The following is a 21,169-nucleotide window of genomic DNA, read 5'->3' on the forward strand; positions in this document are numbered from 1 at the left end:
ATGCCGAAGCTTGACCTGTCGGCCGCGCCGATCAAGACCGGGTCGATCTATCCCCCGCCCTACGCGGCGCAAATGGCCGGCCGCTCGTCGCTGCGGCTGGGCGAACTGGCCGGGCTGACGCAGTTCGGCGTCAACATCGTGACGCTGGAGCCGAGGGCGGTCGCCTCGCTCAGGCACTGGCACCTGCGCGAGGACGAATTCGCCATGGTCCTTTCCGGCACGCTGGTCCTGATCGAGGACGAGGGCGAGTTCCCCATGGTCGCCGGCGACTGCGCCGCCTGGAAGGCCGGCGTGCCGAACGGCCACCGCTTCGTCAACCGCTCGGACCAGCCGGCGCGCTTCCTGATCGTGGGCAGCAAGGCCCCGGCGGAAACCGCCACCTATTCGGACGTGGACCTGAAGCTCGTCATCCAGGACGGCAAGGCCCGCTTTACCTATCACGACGGCAGCGACTGGACCGGCCCCCGCGACCTCGCGCCCAAGGGAGAGACAGAATGACCGACTTCACCATGCAGAAGGACGCCGAGGGCGTCGCCATCATCACCTGGGATGTGCCGGGCAAGTCGATGAACGTGCTGTCGCTCGACGGCGCGGCGGAACTCGATGCGCTGATCGACGAGGCGCTTGCGGACGATGCGGTCAAGGGCATCGTCATCACCTCGGGCAAGAAGGACTTTGCCGCCGGCATGGACCTGAACGTGATCGCCGCGATGAAGGACGGCGGCGCGCAGGCGGTGTTCGACGGCATCATGGGGCTGCACCACGCGCTGCGCAAGATCGAGCTGGCCGGCATGGACCCCAAGACCAAGACGGGCGGCAAGCCCATCGCCTCGGCCCTGCCCGGCACGGCGCTGGGGATCGGGCTGGAGCTGCCGCTGGCCACGCATCGCATCTTTGCCGCCGAGAATCCCAAGGCCAAGATCGGGCTGCCCGAGATCATGGTCGGCATCTTTCCCGGCGGCGGCGGCACCACCCGACTGGTGCGCAAACTGGGCGCGATGGGCTCGGCGCCCTTCCTGCTGGAAGGCAAGCTGAGCGACCCGGCCAGGGCCAAGGCGGCGGGCCTGATCGACGAGGTCGCGGCCGACCCGGTCGCCGCCGCGCGCGCATGGGTGCTGCAAGCCGGCGACGCCGATCTGGTGAAGCCCTGGGACGCCAAGGGCTACAAGATGCCGGGCGGCGAACCCTATCACCCGGCGGGCTTCATGACCTTCCTTGGCGCCAGCGCCATGGTGCATGGCAAGACGCTGGGCGTCTATCCGGCGGCCAAGGCCCTGCTTTCGGCGGTCTATGAAGGCGCCATGGTGCCCTTCGACACCGCGCTGAAGATCGAGGCGCGCTGGTTCACGAACGTGCTGATGAACCCCTCGAGCACGGCGATGATCCGGAGCCTGTTCATCAACAAGGAGGCGCTGGAGAAAGGCGCGAACCGTCCCGAGGCGCCCGACCAGAGGGTCAGGAAGCTGGGCATCCTCGGCGCCGGCATGATGGGGGCGGGCATCGCCTATGTCTCGGCCATGGCCGGGATCGAGGTCGTGCTGATCGACGCCGCCCAGGACGCCGCCGACCGGGGCAAGGCCCATTCGGCCGACCTGCTGGACAAGGCGGTCAGCCGCCGCAAGGCGACCGAGGAGAAAAAGGCCGAGGTCCTGGCCCGCATCACCGCGACGACCGATTACGCCGCGCTGGCCGGCTGCGACCTGGTGGTCGAGGCCGTGTTCGAGGACCCGAAGATCAAGGCCGAGGTGACCGCCAGGGCCGAGGCGGCGATCTCCGCCGACGCGATCTTCGCCACCAACACCTCGACCCTGCCGATCAGCGACCTGGCCCGCGCCAGCAGCCGCCCGGACCAGTTCGTCGGCATCCACTTCTTCTCGCCCGTCGACAAGATGGCCCTGGTCGAGATCATCAAGGGAAAACGGACCGGCCCCCGCGCCGTCGCCAAGGCGCTCGACTTCGTGCGCCAGATCCGCAAGACGCCCATCGTGGTCAATGACGCGCGGTTCTTCTACGCCAACCGCTGCATCATCCCCTATATCAACGAAGGCATCCGCATGGTGGCCGAGGGCGTCAGCCCCACCCTGGTCGAGAATGCCGCCAAGCTGATGGGCATGCCGCTGGGGCCGCTGCAGCTGGTGGACGAAACCTCGATCGACCTCGGCGTCAAGATCGCCAAGGCAACCCGCGCCGCCCTAGGCGATGCCTACCCCGACGATGCGGTGGACGCGGTGATCTTCAGGCTGGCCGACCAGGGCCGGCTGGGCCGCAAGGCCAAGGCCGGCTTCTACGACTATGACGAGGGGGCCAAGCGCCAGGGCCTCTGGCCGGGTCTTGCCACCGAATGGCCCGAAGCCGACCAGCAGCCCGACCTGACCGAGCTTCAGCACCGCCTGATGTTCGCCCAGTCGCTCGAGGCGGTCCGGGCCCTGCAGGACGGCGTACTCGAGGACATCCGCGAAGGCGATGTCGGCGCCATCCTGGGCTGGGGCTTCGCGCCCTGGACCGGCGGCCCCTTTGGCTGGCTCGACATGCTGGGCGCCGCGCGCGCCGTCGAGATCGCCGAAGGGCTGGCGCGCAAATTCGGTCCCCGCTTCGCCGCGCCGCAACTGCTCAAGGACATGGCGGCCAAGGGCGAAAGCTTCTATGGCCGCGTCAGTACCGGCAAGCAGGCCGCCTGACGTAAGGCAAGGGACAAGACTGCCGCGGCGGTCTTGTCTGCACGGCCCGCATGGGTATTTGGACAACAAGGAAACATAGGAAGCGGCGCCCGTGCTTCCTTGTTGTTCAAATACCCATGCAATGGCGCCACAAGCGCCTAGATCAGCCCTTCGGCGCGGAAGGCCGCCAGCAGGTCGCTTTCGGGCCGAGGCCCGACATGGGAAATCACCTCGGCCGCCGCGATGCAGCCCATGCGTCCGGCCACCGCCAGCGGCTGGCCGCGCGCGGCCCAGGATCAGCCCGGCCGCGAACAGGTCGCCGGCACCGGTGGCATCGACGGGGACGACGCGATGCACCGGGGCCGTCACCCGTTCCTCGCCCCGGATCAGGATCGCATCCTCGCCCGAGCGGGTGCAGATCACCGTGCCGCAATCGGCGCGGGCCATCTGCAGCGCCTGTTCCAGATCCGTCACCTGATAGAGCGATTGCCATTCATGGACGTTGCCGATGACGTAATCCATCGGCCCGGCGACCAGACGGCGAAAGCCTTCGCGGTGGCGGTCGACGCAGAACGGATCCGACAGCGCGATGCCCGCCTGCCCGCCGGCGGCGTGGCAGGCCTCGGCGGCCTTCAGGAACGCCGCCTTGCCGGCGTCCTTGTCGAAGAGGTACCCCTCCAGGAACAGCCAGTCGCAGCCGCTGAAGGTGGCGGGGTTCACGTCCTCGGGCCCGAGTTCGCCGGAAATCCCCAGATAGGTGTTCATCGACCGCTCGCCGTCCGGCGTCACGAAGATGATCGAACGCGAGGTCGGCGCCACCTCCCCGGCCACCGGCGGATTGACGAAGACGGTGCCCTGCGCCTCGGTCTGCTCGGCATAGGACAGGCCCAGCGGATCGCCCGCCACCTTGCCGATGAAGGCAGTGCGCAGCCCCATCATCCCCAGCCCCGCCAGCGTGTTCGCGACCGAACCGCCCGGCACCAGCCGCGCCTTCCCGGCCTGCGGATCGGCGGATTGCGCGGCCATCAGGAACTCGGACCGCTCGCGGTCGATCAGCTGCATGATGCCCTTTTCCACCCCCAGTCGCGCCAGCGTCGCATCCGAGGTCGGCGCAATCACATCCATCACGGCGTTGCCGATCCCGATCACATAGGGGGTGGTCATGCGGTCTTCTCCTCATAGGGGCAGAGGTCTTCGATGGGGCAGATAGCGCAGCGCGGGCGGCGCGCCTGGCAGATGTAGCGGCCGTGCAGGATCAGCCAGTGATGCGCATTCTGCTGGAAGGGCACGGGGACATTGTCCTCGATGGCGCGCTCGACCGCCTCGACGTCGCGACCGGGCGCGATGCGGGTGCGGTTGCCGACGCGGAAGATATGGGTGTCGACCGCCTGCGCGGGAAAGTCGAAGACGCTGTTCAGGACCACGTTGGCGGTCTTGCGGCCGACGCCCGGCAGGGTCATCAGCGCGGCGCGCGACTGCGGCACCTCGCCGCCGTAAACCTCGACCAGGATGCGCGACAGGGCGATCACGTTCTTTGCCTTCTGGCGGTAAAGGCCGATGGTCCTGATATGCTCGGTCAGGCCGTCGACGCCCAGGTCCAGCATCTGCTGCGGGGTGGCGACGCGCTGGAACAGGGTCTTGGTCGCCTTGTTCACGCCCACGTCGGTCGCCTGCGCCGACAGCGCCACCGCGACCAGCAGGGTGAAGGCGTTGGTGTATTCCAGTTCCGTCACCGGATGCGGATTGGCCTCGCGCAGGCGCGAAAAGATCTCGATCTGCGCGGCATAGGGCAAGGCAGCAGGAATGCGGGGCGAAGCGGGGCGGGCCATGGCCGACTGATGCACCGCCCTGCCCTTCGACGCAAGCCACTGGATTCCGTCGCCCGCGCTGCTAGTCTGACCGGGACAGGAGGAACACCATGACCCGGACAATCCTCGCCCTTGCGCCCGAGCTGCCATCCGCCTATGCTGCGTCGAGCCCTGGCCCGGCGAGCCCGGCGAGGCCGGGGACCTGTGCACGGCTGCTTTGGGAAGTCCCCTGCCAGGGCCCGGTCGTCGCCCTGGGAGCGTGCGGGGCGCTGTGGGGGCTGGGCTTTGCGGCCGAAGGCACGCCGGACGCGGTTCTGGCCGATCTGGGCGCCCGCTGGCCCCGCGCCCGCCTGGTCGCGGCACCCGAGGCCTTGGCCCCCGCCATCCAGGCGCTGCGGCAGGGCCAGGGCGACATCACCGTCCGCCTGTCGGGCACGGGTTTTCAGATGCTGGTCTGGCAGGCGCTGCTGGAGGTGCCCCCGGGCCAGGTCATCAGCTATGCCATGCTGGCCCACCGCATCGGCCGGCCGCGCGCGCTGCGGGCCGTGGGCACCGCGGTCGGGCAGAACCCGGTCAGCTGGGCTGTCCCCTGCCACCGGGTCACCCGCACCGACGGCAGCATCGGCGGCTATCACTGGGGCGAGGCGGTCAAGCGCGCGCTGCTGGCCCGCGAAGGCGCGGCTATCGGACCCCGCGCCATCCCCTCGTTGTGACCGGTCGCGCCGGATTTCCCGCGTATTTCTGTGGAGTTGCGCAGGAACCCGTGCCATTCTGCCCACGTTTGGGCATCAGCCGCCGGACCCTTGCTTGGCCCGGCCGCGTCGTAAGGACAGGCGACAGCAGATCGCCCCATCCAGAAAGGTGAAACCATGAAGACCCGTATTTCGCTGCTTCTCGCCTCGGCCGGCGTGCTCGCCATCGGCGCCTGCACCCCCACCGAACCCGCCGGGACCGGACCCGGAGGATCCCAGCTTAGCCGCACGCAGCAAGGCGCCATCGCGGGCGCGGTCGTGGGCGGGCTGATCGGCGCGGGCGAAAGCCGCTCGAACGCCGTCAAGGGTGCGCTCATCGGCGCGACCGCGGGCGCGGTCGGCGGCTCGATCCTGGACCAGCAGCAGCGCGCCCTGCAGCAGTCGCTGAACAACCCCAACATCCAGGTCGTGAACCGCGGCACCCATCTGTCGGTGGTCATGCCGGAATCGACGCTGTTCGCCACGGATTCGGCCGCCGTCGGCGCGCGCGGGCAGAACGACCTGTACATCATCGCCCGCAACCTGACCCAGTATCCGAACAGCCGCATCCAGGTGATCGGCCATACCGACAGCACCGGATCGGCCGCCTACAACCAGGACCTGTCGGAACGCCGCGCGCGGTCGGTCGCGGGCATCCTGTCCGCCGGGGGCGTCTCGTCGAACCGCATCGCCACCACGGGGCGCGGCGCGACCCAGCCCGTCGCCTCGAACGACACGGCTGCGGGGCGCGCGCAGAACCGCCGCGTGGAAATCCAGATCATCCCGACCAACTGACCCGAGCCTTGGGTACATGACTAAGGGGGCCGGGGGCGAAAGCCGCCGGCCTTTTCCGTTGCGCCTTCCCGGCCGCCCCAAAAGGAAAGGCCCCCGGACGTTTCCGTCGCGGGGGCCGCTCACTGTCCGGAGGTTGCCGCGCGCGGTTCCCCCTTCTCGTTATTCGGTGGCGTCAGTTCAACCGGCGCTCGACCTCGGCAATCGCGCGGTCGATTCCGGCGCTGCGCTGGTCGGCCGTGGCCTGTTGGCCCAGGATCTCGGTCGCCGCCGCGATGGCGGTCTGGATCGCACGGTCACGCACGGCGCGCAAGGCGTCGGCCTCGGCGCCCGCGATCTGGTCCTCGGCCGCCTTCAGCCGGCGTTCGATCGAGACCTGCAACGCCTTCTTGGCCTTCTCGGCTTCCAGCGTCGCTTCACGCTTGGCATTGGCCACGATCTCGTCGGCCTGCGACTTGACCTCGCGCTGCCGACGCTCGTAGCTCGCATAGATCTCCTGCGCTTCCTCGCGCAGGCGGCGGGCTTCGGCCAGGTCGTTGCGGATGCCTTCGGCGCGCTTGTCCAGCAGGCCGCCAACCAGCTGCGGCACCCGGAAATAGACCAGGATGCCCACGAAGACCAGGAAGGCCAGCGTGACGATGAAGTCCGTGTTGCGCAGCGAGAAGAACGGCCCCGTCGCGGCCAGCGCGGGGCTGGCCATCACTAGGGCAAAAAGAACGCTCAGACGTTTCATTGCAGAACCCCCTTCAGACGCTGGTCCACCACCTGGTTCACCAGCGCCGGATCGGCCTGGCCGCCAAAGTTCTGCACCAAGGCCTCGGTCACGTCGCGGGCGACGGTCCGGGCGTCCTCGACCGCCGAGGCGCGGATCTGCCCGATGCGCTTTTCGGATTCGGTCGCACGCGCGGCGATCTCGGCATCGGCATGGGCGATGGCCGCGTCCAGTTCCTTCTGGATCTCGGCCTTGTTGGCGGCGACGATCTTGTTCGCCTCGGCCCGGGCGTCGGCCAGCGCCTTGTCATAGGCGGCTTCCGCGTCCTTGGCCTTCTGCTTGAATTCCTCGGCTGCCATCAGATCGCCGGTGATGGCGCCCTGACGATCGCTGATGACGCCGCCGATGCGCGGCAGGGCCACGCGCGACAGCACCCAATAGATCACGCCCAGCACCACCAGCAGCCAGAAGATCTGGTTGCCGAAGGTGGTGATATCCAGCTGCGGCATGCCCGGCGCGCTGGCGGCATGACCCGCCGCATGGGCCGCATCGGCGCCATGCACCGCCACGCCATGCGCTGCATCGGGGGCGGTTTCGGTGATGATCACCGTTTCAGTTTCTTCGACCACGACGGGCGCGGTCTGTTGCAACAGGCTGAACATATCCTACCCCATGCCGGTCGTTTCACAATCGGGTGGGCGCGTCACGCCCCCACCCAACCGCAAGGATGGCAAAGGATCAGACTGCGAACAGCAGCAGCAGAGCGACCAGGAACGAGAAGATCCCCAGGGCTTCGGCAAAGGCCATGCCGATGAACAGCGTCGCGGTCTGCGAAGCGGCGGCCGACGGGTTGCGCAGCGCGCCCGACAGGTAGTTGCCGGCGACATTGCCCACCCCGATGGCGGCACCGGCCATGCCGATGCAAGCCAGACCGGCGCCGAGGTACTGTCCCAGTTGACCCAGATTTTCCATGTTCATGCTCCTTGAGGCTTGGAAAGGGTTTTTCGGTTGTCCTGATCCGCTCCGGCGCTCAGTGCGCCGGATGCAGGGCGTCCTTCAGATAGACGCAGGTCAGGATGGTAAACACATAGGCCTGGATGAGGGCGACCAGCACCTCGAGCCCGTAGACCGCGACGATGGCCAGCACCGAGACCGGCGCCAGGGCCGCGACGGCGGCAAAGGCCGCGAACACCTTGATCACCGCGTGGCCGGCCATGATGTTGCCGGCAAGTCGGATCGAGTGGCTGACCGGACGCACGAAATACGAGATCAGCTCGATCACGGCCAGGACGGGGCGCAGCGCCAGCGGCGCCGAGCTGACCCAGAACAGGCCCAGGAAATGGGCGCCATTCTTGACAAAGCCCAGCACCGTCACGCCGACAAAGACCAGCAGCGCCAGCACCGCCGTCACCGCGATGTGGGATGTGGGCGAGAAGCTTTTCGGCAGCAGAGCCAGGAAGTTCGCGAACAGGATGAAGCAGAACAGCGTCATCACATAGGGGAAGTATTTCAGCCCATCCTTGCCGGTCACGTCCTCGACCATCTTGCGGACCATGCCGTAAAGCAGTTCGGCGATGGACTGGATGCGGTTCGGAACGATGGCGCGGCCGCGGGTACCGAACACCAGCAGGCCGGTGATGCACAGGGCGGCCAGCGCCATCCACAGCGTCGCGTTGGTGGGCGTGTACCAGTGCACCTCGGTGCCGCCGAACAGCGGCTTGACGATGAACTGGTCCATGGGATGGAAAACCAGCCCTTCAACTTCTTCTTCGGTCACGGCCATCGTCATTCACCCTTGTCATCGCCGGGATTGCCGCTTGGGCGTGCCCCGGGTTCCTTCCCTATCTCGTTCGCGGTGCGCAGCATCGTCTTGATGCCGGCGGCCAGGCCGAACAGCACGAAGACGATCATCAGGAACGGCGTGGTCCCGAACACATAGTCCAGCCCAAAGCCGATCCCGAACCCGATGCCCAACCCGGCCACCAGTTCCGTCACCATGCGCCAGGCCATGTTCGCCTGGCTGAAATGCTCTTCCCCGCGCGATGCAGGCCCCGTTCCCGTCCGTTCGCCCAGACGGGCTTCCAGCTGGCGCAGCCGCTCCGCGTCCCGGGCACGCGCGTCCTGCTGGTCCGGATCCTGGCCCAAGGCTCACACCCCCGTTATCGGTTGGCGCGGTGATAGGGGCTGACGCCGCCCAAGTCAAGCCGAGCGGGAGAATACTTAACCGATTGTATATGAATGGGATTTCAGGGAAATTGGTGTGCAGCGCATTGGGATTGCGGGCGATCTGCGCGGTGGCGCTTATTCAACCCATCGGTTAAACAAGGCGGATGACTGGCCCGGGCCCCAATCTCGACACCATCTTCGCCGCGCTGGCCGATCCGACGCGGCGCGCGATCCTGGCCATGCTGCTCGAGGACGACATGGCCGTGACCGACGTCGCAGCGCCCTTTCAGGTCAGCCTCGCCGCGATCTCCAAGCACCTTGCCGTGCTGGCGACGGCCGGGCTGATCCGGCAGGAACGGCGGGGCCGGATCATCTGGTGCAAGCTCGATCCCGACGGGCTACGCGCCGCCTCGGTCTGGATGCAGGGCTTCGGCCAGTTCGAGCCGGTGGACCTCGACGACTTCGAACGTTTCCTGATGACCGAACTGCACGAGACCCAATCGCCGGACTGACCCCCGGACATGCGAAAGCGGCCGGGACGGGTCCGGCCGCTTGCGTCATTTCACGGTGATGCGCCCATCCAGCACGGGGACGAACTCCCGGCCCTGCCGCGCCAGGTATTCAGCCAGCACATCGGCCAGATCGGGCCCGAAGTCATAGGCCGCCTGCGCATTGCTGGCAAAGACCTTGTAGCCGTCCCCGCCCATCCGCATGTAGTTGTTCGAGACGACGCCATAGGTCTTGGCGCGGTCGATGGGCACCCATGCCTCGCCCTCGCGCACCAGCACATCCGATATGCGCGCGCCCGCCTCGGCCGCGGGATCGACCGTGTATTTCAGCCCGGCGACCTGGGCAAAGCGCCCGGCCTTGTCCTCATACTGGCTGGCGCCGTTTTCCAGGGCAGCAATGATGTCGGTGCCGCTGACCTGAAAGGTCGACAGCGTGTTCTGGAACGGCAGCACCGCCAGCACATCGCCCATCGTGACCGGTCCCGCCGGAAGCGAGGCGCGCAGCCCCCCGCCGTTCTCGATGGCAATGGTGATGCCCTGGCCCTTGACGCGGTCCAGCATCGCTTCGGTGACGACATTGCCCATCTCGCACTCGCGTTGGCGGCAGGTGTCGCGGCTGCCGTCGACGGGCGCCTTCAACTCGGCCACGCGCTTCTGCTTCAGCTGCTCGATGGGGGCGGCCAGATCCTTGACGCGGGCGGCGATGCGCGCATCGGGCGCGACCGAGCTGTCCAGCAGGATTGGCTGCCCTTCGGCCCTGGTCAGCCGACCCGAGTCGTCGAAAGTCAGCACCAGATGGCCCAGATACTTGCCATAGGCATAGGCCGTCGCGACCGGAACCTCCGCCCCGTCCGCGCCCTTGACCATGGTGGGATAGGGCCCCTCGGCGCCCTCCATCTGTCCAAGCAGCGTGTGGCTGTGCCCGCCGATCACCGCGTCGATGCCCGGAACCTGCGCCGCGATCTCCTGGTCGCGGCGATAGCCTTCATGGGTCAGGGCGATGATCTTGGTGACGCCCGCATCCGTCAGTTCCTGCGCATCGGCCTTGAGGCTGTCCAAGTCGTCCTGGAAGATCACCTTGTCGCCGGGCGAGGATGTCTCGGGCGTGTCCATCGCCAGGGCCGAGACGATGCCGACCTTGTCGCCGCCCACGTCCAGCGTCACCGTGCCGCCGACCTTGCCGTGCAGCTCGGGCGATTGCGAGACGTCCAGGTTCCCCGAGATCACCGGGAATTTCACGCCCTCGGCCAGCAGCTGCAACCCGGCGGGACCGTCGTCGAACTCGTGATTGCCGACCGCCATCGCGTCAAAGCCGATGGCATTCATGAACTCGACCGTGTCCTTGCCCTTGTAGGTCGTATAGAACAGGCTTCCCTGATACTGGTCGCCGGCGTCCAGGACGATGACGTTCTGCCCCTCGGCGCGCAGACCGTCGCGCAGCTCGGCGATCTTGGCGGCCAGCCGCGCAACGCCGCCGAAACATTCGCCCTTGGCGTCCGCCTCGTCGTCGCAGGTGCTGTCATGCTCGTTGATCGGCTCGACCCGGCTGTGGAAATCGTTGATGTGCAGCACATGCAGCGTATAGTCCGCCTGCGCGGCACCTGCGCCCAGAACGACCGCCGCCGTCGCCAATAGCCAAGCTTTCATCCCTGCTCTCCGCCGCCGATGATGGATCGGGGGCCAGCTTCCGGGATCGGCGCCGGACGGTCAACAGGTCATCATGCCTGTCGAAAAAGGTTCACGCTTGACGCAAGCCGGCCGGCGTCGCAGAACCGCGCCATGCTTGCCTACAAGATCCTGCGCCCCGCCGAATTCCAGGCGTTCCAGACCGCCGGCCGGACGGACGGCGCCGCGGTCGATCTGGCCGACGGCTATATCCACCTGTCCACCGGGGATCAGGTTCCCGGCACGCTGGCCCGGCACTTCGCGGGAGAGACCGATCTGCACCTGCTGGCGCTCCGGACCGAAACCCTGGACGCGCTGCGGTGGGAGCCTTCGCGCGGGGGCCAGCTGTTCCCCCACCTCTATCGCGAACTTCGCGCCTCGGACGTGCTGTGGTCGCGCACCATTCCGCTCGGGCCCCAGGGCCACGACATCGGAGATCTGGAATGACCCTGATCGAGTCCCTCGGCCTTCGGGCGCTGCACCGTTTGCCGCCTGAAACCGCGCATGACCTTTCGATCCGGGCGCTGGAACGCGGCCTTGTGCCGCTGGACGGCGGGCCCGTCACCTCGGACAGGCTGCGGCTGACGATTGCGGGGCTGGACCTGCCGAACCCGGTCGGACTGGCGGCGGGCTATGACAAGAACGCCCGCGCGGTGCCCGCGCTGATGCGGGCGGGCTTCGGCTTTGTCGAGGTTGGCGCGGCGACCCCCCGGCCTCAGCCCGGCAACCCCAAGCCCCGGCTGTTCCGGCTGACGCAGGATCGCGCCATCATCAACCGCTTCGGCTTCAACAATGACGGGGCGCAGGCGATTGCCGCGCGCCTTGCGGCGCGGCTCGCAGGCATTCCGGTCGGGTTGAACATCGGCGCGAACAAGGACAGCCTGGACCGCAGCGCGGATTTCGCCTCGGTCGTGCGCATCGCGGGCGCTGCGGCCGATTTCCTGACGGTCAACGTCTCGTCGCCGAATACCGAAAAGCTGCGCGATCTTCAGGGCGCCGATGCGCTCGCAGCCCTGCTGGACGGGGTGATCCGCGCGCGCGACGAATTGCCGAACCGCCCGCCGGTCTTCGTCAAGATCGCCCCCGACCTCGATGACGAGGCCCTGGCCCAGATCGCAAGCGTGGCCATGGCAGCGCCGGTCGATGCGATCATCGCAACCAACACCACCCTGTCGCGCGACGGCATCGACCCCACCCACGCCCAGCAGGCCGGCGGGCTGTCGGGCGCGCCCTTGTTCGACCGTTCGACCCGCATCCTCGCGCGGCTCGCCCGCCAGACGGCGGGGCGGGTGCCGCTGATCGGGGTCGGCGGCATCGGCTCGACCGACCAGGCATGGGAAAAGCTGCGCGCGGGCGCCTCGGCCGTCCAGATCTATTCGGCGCTGATCTATCAGGGGTTCTCGCTGGCTGCCCGCATCGCGCAGGAACTCGACGACCGCCTGACGCGGCAGCGCATGACCCTGCCCGAACTGACAGGCAGCGGCATCGACGACTGGCTGTAAGGGGCTAGAACAGCCCTTCGTGGCCCAAAAGCTGGTTCATCGTGTTCGACGGATCGGTGCAGCCCGCGTCGCCCACGATCCGCGCGGGCACCCCCGCGACGGTCTTGCAGGGCGGCACGTCGCTCAGCACGACCGAGCCTGCAGCAATGCGCGAATGATGCCCGACGTGGATATTGCCCAGGACCTTGGCCCCGGCGCCGATCATCACGCCATTGCCGATCTTGGGATGGCGGTCGCCATCCTCCTGCCGGTGCCGCCCAGCGTCACGGAATGCAGCATCGAGACGTCGTTGCCGACCACGGCCGTCTCGCCGATGACAATGGAATGGGCATGGTCGATCATCACCCCGGTGCCGATGCGGGCGGCCGGGTGGATGTCCACGCCGAACACCTCGGAACAGCGCATCTGCACGAAATAGGCCATGTCGCTGCGACCCTGCTGCCACAGCCAATGGCCGATGCGATAGGCCTGCAGCGCCTGGAAGCCCTTGAAGAACAGGATCGGCTGCATCAGCCGATGCGTCGCCGGGTCCCGCTCATAGACCGCCAGCAGGTCGGCCATGGCCGCCTGCGCCAGTTCGGGCGCCCGGCCGAAGGCGTCGTCCGCGATCTCCCGCAGGATCTGCTCGCTCATCTCGCGCGAGGCGAGCTTCAGCGAAAAGCGATAGGCCAGAGCGGCGGCAAAGGTCGCATGGTGCAGCAGGCCGGCATGGATCAGCGCCCCCAGCAGCGGCTCGTCGCGCACGGCGATGCGGGCTTCGCGCTGGATTCGGGTCCAGACCGCGCCCATCGAGTCCGCGCGCGCGTCCTCGGGCAGCTTTTCGATCAGGTCCTTTTGAAGGTTCATAACAGCGCGTCCGTCAGCTTCCGTATCCCTCCTTCTTATCGGAAACCGACAGACGCGGAAAGCCCCGCTCAATCGGGGACGCGCAACTCCCACCAGTGCAGGACCACCCGCACCCGGCCGCCGGCGAACTGGCCACCCGCAGCACCCAGCCGCAAAGCGGTCGGCTGCCAATAGGTGACGGGAGAGCCCAGCATGCCCCGAACCCAGGAATTCGCAGCCTTGCCCAGGTTTTCGTTGAAGCGGTTCGGAACGGCGGTATCGCCCAGGGTCCAGCTGGTCAGCGACCCGGTGATCGCCGTCAGGACCCGCGCGGTCACGCCGACGACCATTGCGCCGGCGGGCACCACCATCGTGGTGTTAAAGACGTTTCCCGCCCCCAGCGTCACGTCCTCGGCCATCTGGCGCACGATCAGGCCCGAACCGTGCTGGCCCAGGCTGACCGCGCCCTCGACCCAGGTCGTGCCGTTGTGGATGGCGGGCACGCCGGTGTCGGCGACCAGGGCGCGCTTGCCAAAGCGGGGCCGGAAAAAGACCCAGCCCCCGTTCGCCCCGATGGCAACCTTGCCGGCCTGCCCCTCCCATGCGTTGACCGCGCCCTGTGGCACCGCCCAGCACAGCCCGTCGGCCACCACCTCGGGCGGCGTGGTGCGGGTCAGGCTTTGCAGCACCAGGTCGACCTGACCATCCAGCCGCAGCAGCGCGTCGTTGACGGTGACATGCTTTTGCGCCTGCGCGGGCATCAGCAGCGGCAGGTCCATGTTCGCGGTCGCGTTCTCAGCCATCGATCCTCATCCTTGCTTGGGGCCCGGCGCCGAACGTGTCGGACAGTTGGGCAATCCTGATTTCAAAGGCGCCGCCCGCCTTCGCCGAACTCCAGACATCGGCCGGCACGGCCCAGCGCGGCTCGCCGACCAGAGCCTGGGCCAGCACGGCGCCATCGCGCACCAGGCTTGCGCTGTAGCGCTCCTGCGCCTCGCCCAGGGGAACGTCGGCGCCCTCCCAGCCGTCGCCCTGGACGCGGGTACGGCGAACCCAGGTGACGGTGCTGCCGCGAACCGACAGGTGGCAGGGCGACAGCGGCCGCAGCCCAGCGCCCCGAAACGCCAGCGCCACATGGCGATAGCTGGCATCATCCACTGCCCGCGTCGCCGGCCCGATCCGCCAGTGCCGCATCTGGTTCAAGGCCGAGGGCGCCAGGTCCACCTGCCGCGCCGACCCGTCCACCAGCACGACCGTGCTGCCGGCCGGCCAGACCTCGGGCATGAAGGCATCCGTGCCCGCCTGCCCCCGCAACCGGGTCGCGATGTCCCACACCCCCGGGGAAACCAGCCGCGCGTCCCGGAACTGCAGCAGCTCCCACCCCTCGGCCGAGCCGTCGCCCAGGGCCAGCAGGTTCGCCCCGCTCATCAAGGCGGTCTCGGTCGCGGACTCCAGCGCACCGCCCTTGACCCGGATGCGCAGCGCCGGACCCCGGTCCCAGACCCCCGGCCGCGCCGCCGCCAACGGTCCCAGCGTCACCCCCATGATCGAGGCCGCGGGCACCGTCGTGTTCAGCGCATAGCCGCCCGCCTGCTGGGCCGAAACCCAGACGGCGGCGGCGCCCGGCCAGGGCGTGGCCGTGACCGCCAGATGCGGCGCATGGGGCACTTCGTCGCCCCGCAGCAGCGGCAGGTCCAGAAACACCGGCCAGACCGGGATCGGCGGGCTGGAGGCCCGGGCAACACTCTGGCCCTCGATCACCCGCGCCGGACGATAGACGCCGGGTTCGACGCGCACCGCATCCACGGTCATCGCGCCTGCCCGCTCGACCCGGTCGATGCGCCAGCGGCGCGCTCCCGCCCTTGGCTCGACCAGCGCCACCACGTCCCCCGGTCCCAGATGACCCAGCGAGGGCGGCAGCGCAAAGCGCGCCGTGTCGCGGGCAATCACCGATTCCGAAATCCAGCGCTCGGCCATGGCCAGCCCCTCGGCGCGGGTCAACGCCATCGGCAGGGCGCTGCCATGACGCCATCGCTGCCCGCAGTGCAGTGGCGGTCATTCCGCCGAGACGGCATATCGCCGACAGAATCGACATGGAAGCCGGACACGGCCGGGGCCCGGGCACGCAGCGAGAGCCTGCGGGCATCGAAACACTTTGTCCGGCGCTCTGGCGGAACTGGAGCGGGTATCACCGCCGCAGCAGGGTGGGTGAAAACGCAGCACCCCGTCCCGCTCAAGCGCGTCGAAGCCATAGGTCAGCATCAACGGCTGCAAGGCCGCCCGCCCGGTTTCCGAGCCGGTCAGCGCATAGCCCCGCACCAGACCCGCCAGCCCCTGGGTGTCATAGGCCGCGACGCCGGCGGCAGCGCAGATCTCGGCCACCACGTCCGCCAGGGGCACGGCCCCGGCGCGACCGTTCAGCCAATGCCCGCGTTCCCAGGCAGGTCCGTCCGACCATAGGTCGGTCCGCGCCGGAAATGCGGGGAACGGCCGTGCGTCCCAGCACGAGACATGGGCGCGGCTCATGTCGATCATGCGCCCGGCCCCGATCCGCTCGCCGGCCTCGCGCAGGGGATTGTTCGCCGGATCGCCCCAATACTCGGTCATCGCCCGGACATAGGCCGCCTGCACCAGATCGTCCCGCCGCCCGTCCGAAAACCAGGGCAACCTGGATTCCGAGCTCATCGCATCCAGGAACTTGTTGGGCTGGTTCGTGCCCTTGTCCAGTGCCGCGCAGCCCATCTCGGTGAACCAGACGGGTTTCGAGCGCGGCACCCAGGCCGTGGGCCGCGCGCTGCGCTGTCCGCCGACGCGGTTGCGATGCTCGTTCGCCCACCAGCCGCGGATGTCCTTGTAGCGCCAGATCCAGTGCTCATGGTAAAGTCCGTCGCTGATCGGCGTGCGGATCTGCATCTCACGGTCGACGTCGCGGGCATAATACCAGTCGAAGCCCTCGCCCCCCGCGACGTTCGCCTGCAAATAGGCCGGATTGTCGATCCGGCCCCAGGCGGCATCCAGATGATTCTCGCCCTCGCGCCAGTCCGACAGCGGCATGTAGTTGTCGATGCCCACGAAGTCGATGTTGTCGTCGCCCCACAGCGGGTCCAGATGAAAGAACACATCCCCGTTGCCGGGGTGATAGCCGAAATACTCCGACCAGTCCGACGCATAGCCGATCTTGACCGCATCCCCCAGGTCGCGCGCACGTCGGCCGCCAGGCGGATCAACTGCTCGACTGCCGGAAAGCGATGATCCGCCCCCTGGATCTGGGTCAGCCCCACCATCTCGGAGCCGATCAGGAAGGCATCGATCCCCCCCGCCGCCGCGCAAAGATGCGCGTAATGCAGGATGAACCGCCGATAGGACCACTCGTCGGGACCGGAATAGCGGATCTCGTCCCCTTCGCGCGAAAAGTCGCTCGCCCTGGCCGTTCCGAAGAACGCCGCAACCTCATTCTCGGCGGCGGCGGTGCCTGCGGGGCTGCCCGCGCGGTCCGCCGCGATGCTCGTCGTGATACGGCCGCGCCAAGGCATCACGGGCTGGTCGGCCGCGCCGGTCCAAGGGTCGGCCCGGCCGTTCCCTGCCAGCTGCTCCATCAGGATGAAGGGATAAAAGACCGCCTTCCGCCCACTGGGCGCAAGCGCCCGCAGCGCCTCGATGACCGATCCGTCGGCCGGCGTTCCGCCATAGATCGGACGCCCGCCGACCCGTGCGACCTCGACCGCCGCATCGCGGCCGATGCCGCCGGCGCGCCAGGCCACGCCCTGCCCGTCGCGGGACTTGACCTCGACCTCCGGCCGCACCGTGCAATGGTTCACCCTCAGGTCGTCGCCGAACCAGGACACGACCAGCGACACCGAACCCACATTCGGCAGTTCGCGCCCCAGGATACGCAACGAGGCGCGGAAATCCGTTCCCGCGATCGGCGTGTTGCGGTTGATGACCTGCGTTTCGCCCAGACCCAGGTCATAGCTGACCGGCGTGGTCGCCAGAGAATATTCTCCCGTGCCAGGGATCATGGCGACGGCCCGCACCTCGCGCGACAGCCCCCGCCCTTCCTTGGCGCGGCGCGTCACCTCGAACGACAGCTGCGGCACACGGTTGCCCCAGCGCTCAAGCCCCAGGTCCTCCAGCACGACATAGGCGATGCCGCGATAGGCTGGCGCCTCGTCGCCTTCCTGCGCGACGATGGCGGGGTCGGGCAACTGCGCCTCGTCCCCAAGATAGACCCGCATGTTCAGATCGTCGGGCGAGATTTCCTCGCCATCCGCCCAGACACGGCCCACCCCCAGGATCGGACCCTCGCACAGGGCCAGCGCAAAGCTCAGCCGATAGCTGACCTCGGTGACGCTGGGGCTGGACCCCTTGCCGCCGCCACCCTGGGTGCGGCGCACCCCGACCAAGGGGCCGGCCCAGATCGCATGGCCGGGCACGCGCATCTGCCCCCAGATCCGCGGGATCGGCGTGCCCTCGCCCGCGGTCTGGATCCGCATCCGGTCCACCCGCCCCGTCTCGACCGCCTTCGAGCCAGAGCCCAGCAGCTTCTGGTCGATCACCCGGCCCAGGGTCGCCCCCACGGCCCGGCCGATGACGGCGCCCGACAGGCCCAGAACGGTGCCGCCAAAGCCCGCACCGATGGATGCACCGGCCGCCGCCAGCAGAATCGTCGCCATTGCGCCTTCCTTCTCTCATGTCAGGGGCGGAAACCGGAACCTGCCCGCGATCTTTGCCCGCCACGGCGTCGAAAGCGGGCTTTCGACGACGCCATGCCGGTCATAGGCATGCACAAAGCTTGCCCCGGCCCCGGTTTCAGCCAGAATACCCATGTGCTTGGCGATGGCGCCGGATCTCATGCGAAAGATCAGCACATCGCCCGCCGCCTCGGGACCCGCGGGCAGCAACAAGCGCCCCGCCCCGCCCAGCAGCAACTCCTGCGCCCCCGCCTCGCCCCAGTCGGGGGTATAGGCGGGCAGCGCCTCGGGCTCGGGACCGTAAAGCTCGCGCCAGATGCCCCGCACCAGCCCCAGGCAATCGGTTCCCGCCCCCTTGACCGAGGCTTGGTGCACATAGGGCGTGCCGATCCAGCCTCGCGCCGCCGCAACGATGCGCTGGCTCATGACCCGACCTGCGGGGCGATCAGCCAGTCCTCGGGCGGCAGATGCGGAAAACCCCGGAAATTGGCATAGTTCAGGAACTTCAGCCGGCAGGTCGCGGCCCGCTTGTCGCAACCCGCCACCAGCTTCACCCGATCGCCCGCGGCCGGGGCGATGCCCAAGGCCGCCCAAAGCGCGATCTCGCGTCCGCCGGGACCGGCCAGATCGCTCTTGACCAGCCCCTCCAGCCCGGCGGCCGCGCCGCTCAGCACGATCAGGCGGCCACGCTCGAACCAGCCGGCCTCGTGGTTCGCGATGCCGCCAAGGGTCAGGCGCTCGCCTTCCTCATGGGCGCGGACGACGCCTTGGGCGCTGTAGCCTTCGGCACCCAGGTCGAAACGGCACTTGCCGTCGCCCAGCTGGGCCGAGCAGCGCGGATGATAGACCCGGCCCTGCGTGCGGTTCAGCGGTTCGGACAGACCCCGCAACTCGGCGCGGAACGACCGGCCGCTGCGGCTGACCTCGCCCAGGTGGCCGCGAAAGACCAGGACTCGGTTCGCCGTATTGGCCCAGTCGACCTCCCACAACCGTACCTCGGCGGCGTCCCACCGGCCCGCCATGATGTCGACCCGGTGATCGCATCGATCGACAGGGCGCCGCTCGCCTCGGTGTTATCGAGCGACAGGCCCGCGCCCTTGCACGGACGGCCGCGGCGCTCAGCACGCTATCGGGGCGAAAGGTGATCCGCCCCGAAGGCCAGCATCCGGTCGTGGTCGGTAAAGCCCAGGACCAACCCATCCCGGCGCGTCACGGCCCAGGCCCGCGCAATCGTCTCGCCCTTCACAGCCGCACCTCGATCACAGGAACATCGGGCAGGTCGCCCGCATGGAACGACGCCACCGAAACCGAAATCCGGTCGGTATCGAACCGCACCGGCACGTCGAACTCGAACCCGGCCGAGACTGCGGCGCCAGCCTCGGGCGGCACGGCGAAATGCACGGTGCCCGTCACGGTATCGACAGTGAAATCGCGTCCTGCGGCCAGTTCCACGCCCCGATCCCGGCCAAGCGGGTGTTCGACCGGCTTCGCGATGAGTGCGGCTTTACCGGCGGCTATACGATCATCAAGGACTACATTCGGGAGCGGGAACGGCGTCCGCACCCCGTCGCCCCGGCCCAAGACCTGGTCGCCGAACGCCGGCGCCACGCTGGGGGCCGAGGATTTGTAATCCGACCAGTCCTTCCAGCGGAACCCGTGCAACTGACCGGCGCGCGCCTCGAAAAAGGCGATCAGCAGCGACACGTCGTCCAGCGACCGCAGGCCCATGCCCGCGTCATAGCGGCGCCGCGAATGGGCCCAAGGGCTCGACCGCTCCTCATGCCCGTTGGTCAGCGCGACGATCTCCGTGCGCCGTTCGGGCCCGCCCACCGACCCGAAGGAAAGGCTGGCGGGAAACCTGATCTCGTGAAATGCCATCTGTCGTCATCCGTTCCTGTCGCCGCGCGCCAGCATCCGGCCGAACCGGGCCGCGATCTGGCTTTGGCTGCGGGCGAACCCGCCCACATCGGGGGTCGAGACGTTGAACGTGACGTTGACCGCCCGGCCTCCGCCACCCGCCACCGCAACCCCCAGCTTGCCGTCGGCCCCGCGCCGCAGGGGCATGATCGCCTCGGGCCCCGCCTCGCCCATCAGCCCGGTCGCGCCGCGCATCGGGAAATAGGTGGGCTGGCTGACCACGCCCCCCTTGGCAAAGGGCATCACCCGCCCCTGCGAAAAGCTGCCGCCGTCGGCAAAGGGCATCGCCCCCGACACCAGCCCCGTCACCCCTTGCGAGATCGCGCCCGCCAAGGCCTGCTGAATCGGCCGCATGGCAACCGAAAAGGCGCTGTCGGCCATGCTGCGCGCCACGGTGGACAAGGCGTCGCTCAGCTTCATGCCGTCGAACACCAGCCCGTTGAAGGCGCGGCGCAGCCCGCTGCCGATCCCGCTGGTTAGCGAGCCGACCTCTCGGTTGGTGTAAAGCATCGACTCGCGCAGCCGCGACAGTTCCTGTTCAAAGGCGGCCGTCACCCGGCCGCTGTCGTCCAGGCTTCGGCCCAGCGTGCCGTCCCCTGCGTCGGCCAGACCGCCGAACCCGTCCTTGCTCGCCATGACCGGCGCCTCCTTTCGACAATCAGTTCTGCTTGGGCGCGGGCCGGTCGGGATAGCGCGCCACCAGCTCGGCCAGCCGGTCGCGCGTCATCGCGCCGCCGCCCCCCTCGATCCCCAGCATCAGGGCCAGTTCGGCCGGGGTCAGCGCCCAGAAGGTCGCGGGCGTCAGCCCCAGCCCGCCCAGCCGCGCCGGCCCCATGCCGACCTTCATCAACCCCGGCCAGTCCAGCCCCCGGGCCCTCATGCGCCCTCGATGCGAAACGCCCGCGCCAGCATCGCGGCTGCCGTGTGGGCCGCGGCCACCGGACCGCCCCGGATGTCGCAGGCGCCCAGCGCGGCGATATCCCCGCTCCAGCCGGCCCCGCGCAGCCCCGCGACCAGCACCGCCATCACGTCGCGGGTGGAAAATCGCCCGCTCTCGAACCGCTCGACCAGGGCGATCATGCTTTCCGCGCCCAGTTCGGCCTCAAGCTCGGACAGGGCGCCCAGGGTCAGCTTGCCGACATGGGGCACCCCGTCCAACACGACCTCGACCTCTCCCGCCAAAGGATTGGCCAT

21 protein-coding genes and 5 pseudogenes are annotated in these 21,169 nt (G+C 68.6%); 8 read left to right on the forward strand and 18 right to left on the reverse strand.

The features are described from left to right. Together DPM13_RS02795 and DPM13_RS02800 are read left to right on the forward strand one after the other, a co-directional pair. Complete coding sequence (locus tag DPM13_RS02795) at nt 1-498, forward strand: cupin domain-containing protein (RefSeq protein WP_112887418.1); 498 nt, start codon at nt 1-3, stop codon at nt 496-498. Next, complete coding sequence (locus tag DPM13_RS02800) at nt 495-2,678, forward strand: 3-hydroxyacyl-CoA dehydrogenase NAD-binding domain-containing protein (RefSeq protein ID WP_112887419.1); 2,184 nt, start codon at nt 495-497, stop codon at nt 2,676-2,678. The genes DPM13_RS02795 and DPM13_RS02800 overlap by 4 nt, the downstream gene beginning before the upstream one ends. Nucleotides 2,679-2,815: 137 nt before the next feature. Here the strand turns inward: DPM13_RS02800 and DPM13_RS02805 are convergent. Then, a pseudogene (locus tag DPM13_RS02805) lies at nt 2,816-3,821 on the reverse strand (adenosine kinase). Beyond that, nucleotides 3,818-4,486, reverse strand: a complete 669-nt coding sequence (gene nth / locus DPM13_RS02810) for an endonuclease III (protein ID WP_099649973.1) — start codon at nt 4,484-4,486, stop codon at nt 3,818-3,820. The pseudogene DPM13_RS02805 and the gene nth overlap by 4 nt, the downstream one beginning before the upstream one ends. A gap of 89 nt (nt 4,487-4,575) precedes the next feature. Between nth and DPM13_RS02815 the strand changes: the two genes are divergently transcribed. Beyond that, nucleotides 4,576-5,178, forward strand: a complete 603-nt coding sequence (locus tag DPM13_RS02815; RefSeq protein WP_112887420.1) for a methylated-DNA--[protein]-cysteine S-methyltransferase — start codon at nt 4,576-4,578, stop codon at nt 5,176-5,178. A 156-nt stretch (nt 5,179-5,334) separates the two neighbouring features. Beyond that, nucleotides 5,335-5,991: an OmpA family protein gene (locus DPM13_RS02820; RefSeq protein WP_028717887.1), complete on the forward strand. Its 657-nt coding sequence runs from the start codon at nt 5,335-5,337 to the stop codon at nt 5,989-5,991. Nucleotides 5,992-6,163: 172 nt separating this feature from the next. Here the strand turns inward: DPM13_RS02820 and DPM13_RS02825 are convergent, their stop codons facing one another. The 5 genes from DPM13_RS02825 to DPM13_RS02845 form a co-directional block, all read right to left on the reverse strand. Continuing rightward, on the reverse strand, nt 6,164-6,721 hold the full coding sequence (locus tag DPM13_RS02825) for a F0F1 ATP synthase subunit B (RefSeq protein ID WP_112887421.1): 558 nt from the start codon (nt 6,719-6,721) through the stop codon (nt 6,164-6,166). Continuing rightward, nucleotides 6,718-7,362 carry a F0F1 ATP synthase subunit B' gene (locus DPM13_RS02830; RefSeq protein ID WP_028717889.1) on the reverse strand — a complete coding sequence of 215 codons (645 nt, stop codon included), beginning with the start codon at nt 7,360-7,362 and terminating at the stop codon, nt 6,718-6,720. The genes DPM13_RS02825 and DPM13_RS02830 overlap by 4 nt, the downstream gene beginning before the upstream one ends. 76 nt (nt 7,363-7,438) lie before the next feature. Then, nucleotides 7,439-7,672, reverse strand: a complete 234-nt coding sequence (locus tag DPM13_RS02835; protein ID WP_020949366.1) for a F0F1 ATP synthase subunit C — start codon at nt 7,670-7,672, stop codon at nt 7,439-7,441. A gap of 58 nt (nt 7,673-7,730) precedes the next feature. Further along, nucleotides 7,731-8,483 carry a F0F1 ATP synthase subunit A gene (locus DPM13_RS02840; protein WP_036761745.1) on the reverse strand — a complete coding sequence of 251 codons (753 nt, stop codon included), beginning with the start codon at nt 8,481-8,483 and terminating at the stop codon, nt 7,731-7,733. 2 nt (nt 8,484-8,485) lie between these two features. Continuing rightward, complete coding sequence (locus tag DPM13_RS02845) at nt 8,486-8,845, reverse strand: AtpZ/AtpI family protein (protein ID WP_028717891.1); 360 nt, start codon at nt 8,843-8,845, stop codon at nt 8,486-8,488. A gap of 185 nt (nt 8,846-9,030) precedes the next feature. Between DPM13_RS02845 and DPM13_RS02850 the strand changes: the two genes are divergently transcribed. Further along, nucleotides 9,031-9,378, forward strand: coding sequence for an ArsR/SmtB family transcription factor (locus DPM13_RS02850; protein ID WP_112887422.1), 348 nt, complete (start codon nt 9,031-9,033; stop codon nt 9,376-9,378). 45 nt (nt 9,379-9,423) lie between these two features. Here DPM13_RS02850 and DPM13_RS02855 read toward each other — a convergent pair whose 3' ends face one another. Continuing rightward, nucleotides 9,424-11,022, reverse strand: coding sequence for a bifunctional metallophosphatase/5'-nucleotidase (locus DPM13_RS02855; protein ID WP_112887423.1), 1,599 nt, complete (start codon nt 11,020-11,022; stop codon nt 9,424-9,426). Between the two features lie 132 nt (nt 11,023-11,154). On the opposite strand from DPM13_RS02855, the gene DPM13_RS02860 reads away from it, so the two are divergent. Both DPM13_RS02860 and DPM13_RS02865 read left to right on the forward strand, forming a co-directional pair. Beyond that, complete coding sequence (locus tag DPM13_RS02860; protein WP_112887424.1) at nt 11,155-11,487, forward strand: DUF952 domain-containing protein; 333 nt, start codon at nt 11,155-11,157, stop codon at nt 11,485-11,487. Beyond that, nucleotides 11,484-12,542 carry a quinone-dependent dihydroorotate dehydrogenase gene (locus DPM13_RS02865; RefSeq protein ID WP_112887425.1) on the forward strand — a complete coding sequence of 353 codons (1,059 nt, stop codon included), beginning with the start codon at nt 11,484-11,486 and terminating at the stop codon, nt 12,540-12,542. Before DPM13_RS02860 ends, DPM13_RS02865 begins: the two co-directional genes overlap by 4 nt. A 4-nt stretch (nt 12,543-12,546) precedes the next feature. On the opposite strand, the pseudogene cysE reads toward DPM13_RS02865, so the two are convergent. From cysE to DPM13_RS02880, 3 genes and pseudogenes are all read right to left on the reverse strand, one after another. Beyond that, nucleotides 12,547-13,331: pseudogene (gene cysE, locus DPM13_RS02870) on the reverse strand (serine O-acetyltransferase). A 125-nt stretch (nt 13,332-13,456) separates the two neighbouring features. Next, nucleotides 13,457-14,170, reverse strand: a complete 714-nt coding sequence (locus tag DPM13_RS02875; protein WP_112887426.1) for a DUF2793 domain-containing protein — start codon at nt 14,168-14,170, stop codon at nt 13,457-13,459. Next, complete coding sequence (locus tag DPM13_RS02880; protein WP_112887427.1) at nt 14,163-15,374, reverse strand: GTA baseplate fiber-binding domain-containing protein; 1,212 nt, start codon at nt 15,372-15,374, stop codon at nt 14,163-14,165. Before DPM13_RS02880 ends, DPM13_RS02875 begins: the two co-directional genes overlap by 8 nt. A gap of 8 nt (nt 15,375-15,382) precedes the next feature. Between DPM13_RS02880 and DPM13_RS19585 the strand changes: the two are divergent. After that, a pseudogene (locus tag DPM13_RS19585) lies at nt 15,383-15,574 on the forward strand (IS5/IS1182 family transposase); the annotation flags it as partial. A gap of 25 nt (nt 15,575-15,599) precedes the next feature. On the opposite strand, the pseudogene DPM13_RS26525 reads toward DPM13_RS19585, so the two are convergent. The 7 genes and pseudogenes from DPM13_RS26525 to DPM13_RS02920 form a co-directional block, all read right to left on the reverse strand. Further along, a pseudogene (locus DPM13_RS26525) lies at nt 15,600-18,040 on the reverse strand (baseplate multidomain protein megatron); the annotation flags it as partial. Nucleotides 18,041-18,055: 15 nt separating this feature from the next. Further along, nucleotides 18,056-18,484: an NlpC/P60 family protein gene (locus DPM13_RS02895; protein ID WP_112887430.1), complete on the reverse strand. Its 429-nt coding sequence runs from the start codon at nt 18,482-18,484 to the stop codon at nt 18,056-18,058. Continuing rightward, nucleotides 18,481-19,304 (reverse strand): annotated as a pseudogene (locus DPM13_RS02900) (DUF2163 domain-containing protein). The gene DPM13_RS02895 and the pseudogene DPM13_RS02900 overlap by 4 nt, the downstream one beginning before the upstream one ends. Next, entirely contained in the window at nt 19,301-19,936 is a 636-nt protein-coding gene (locus DPM13_RS02905; protein ID WP_112887431.1) for a DUF2460 domain-containing protein, read from the reverse strand. The pseudogene DPM13_RS02900 and the gene DPM13_RS02905 overlap by 4 nt, the downstream one beginning before the upstream one ends. Before the next feature lie 6 nt (nt 19,937-19,942). Beyond that, on the reverse strand, nt 19,943-20,611 hold the full coding sequence (locus tag DPM13_RS02910; RefSeq protein ID WP_112887432.1) for a phage tail tape measure protein: 669 nt from the start codon (nt 20,609-20,611) through the stop codon (nt 19,943-19,945). 22 nt (nt 20,612-20,633) lie between these two features. Then, nucleotides 20,634-20,855, reverse strand: coding sequence for a phage tail assembly chaperone (locus tag DPM13_RS02915; RefSeq protein WP_112887433.1), 222 nt, complete (start codon nt 20,853-20,855; stop codon nt 20,634-20,636). Next, nucleotides 20,852-21,169, reverse strand: a complete 318-nt coding sequence (locus DPM13_RS02920; protein WP_028717904.1) for a gene transfer agent family protein — start codon at nt 21,167-21,169, stop codon at nt 20,852-20,854. The genes DPM13_RS02915 and DPM13_RS02920 overlap by 4 nt, the downstream gene beginning before the upstream one ends.

The organism is Paracoccus mutanolyticus (genome assembly GCF_003285265.1).
Lineage (GTDB): Bacteria > Pseudomonadota > Alphaproteobacteria > Rhodobacterales > Rhodobacteraceae > Paracoccus > Paracoccus yeei.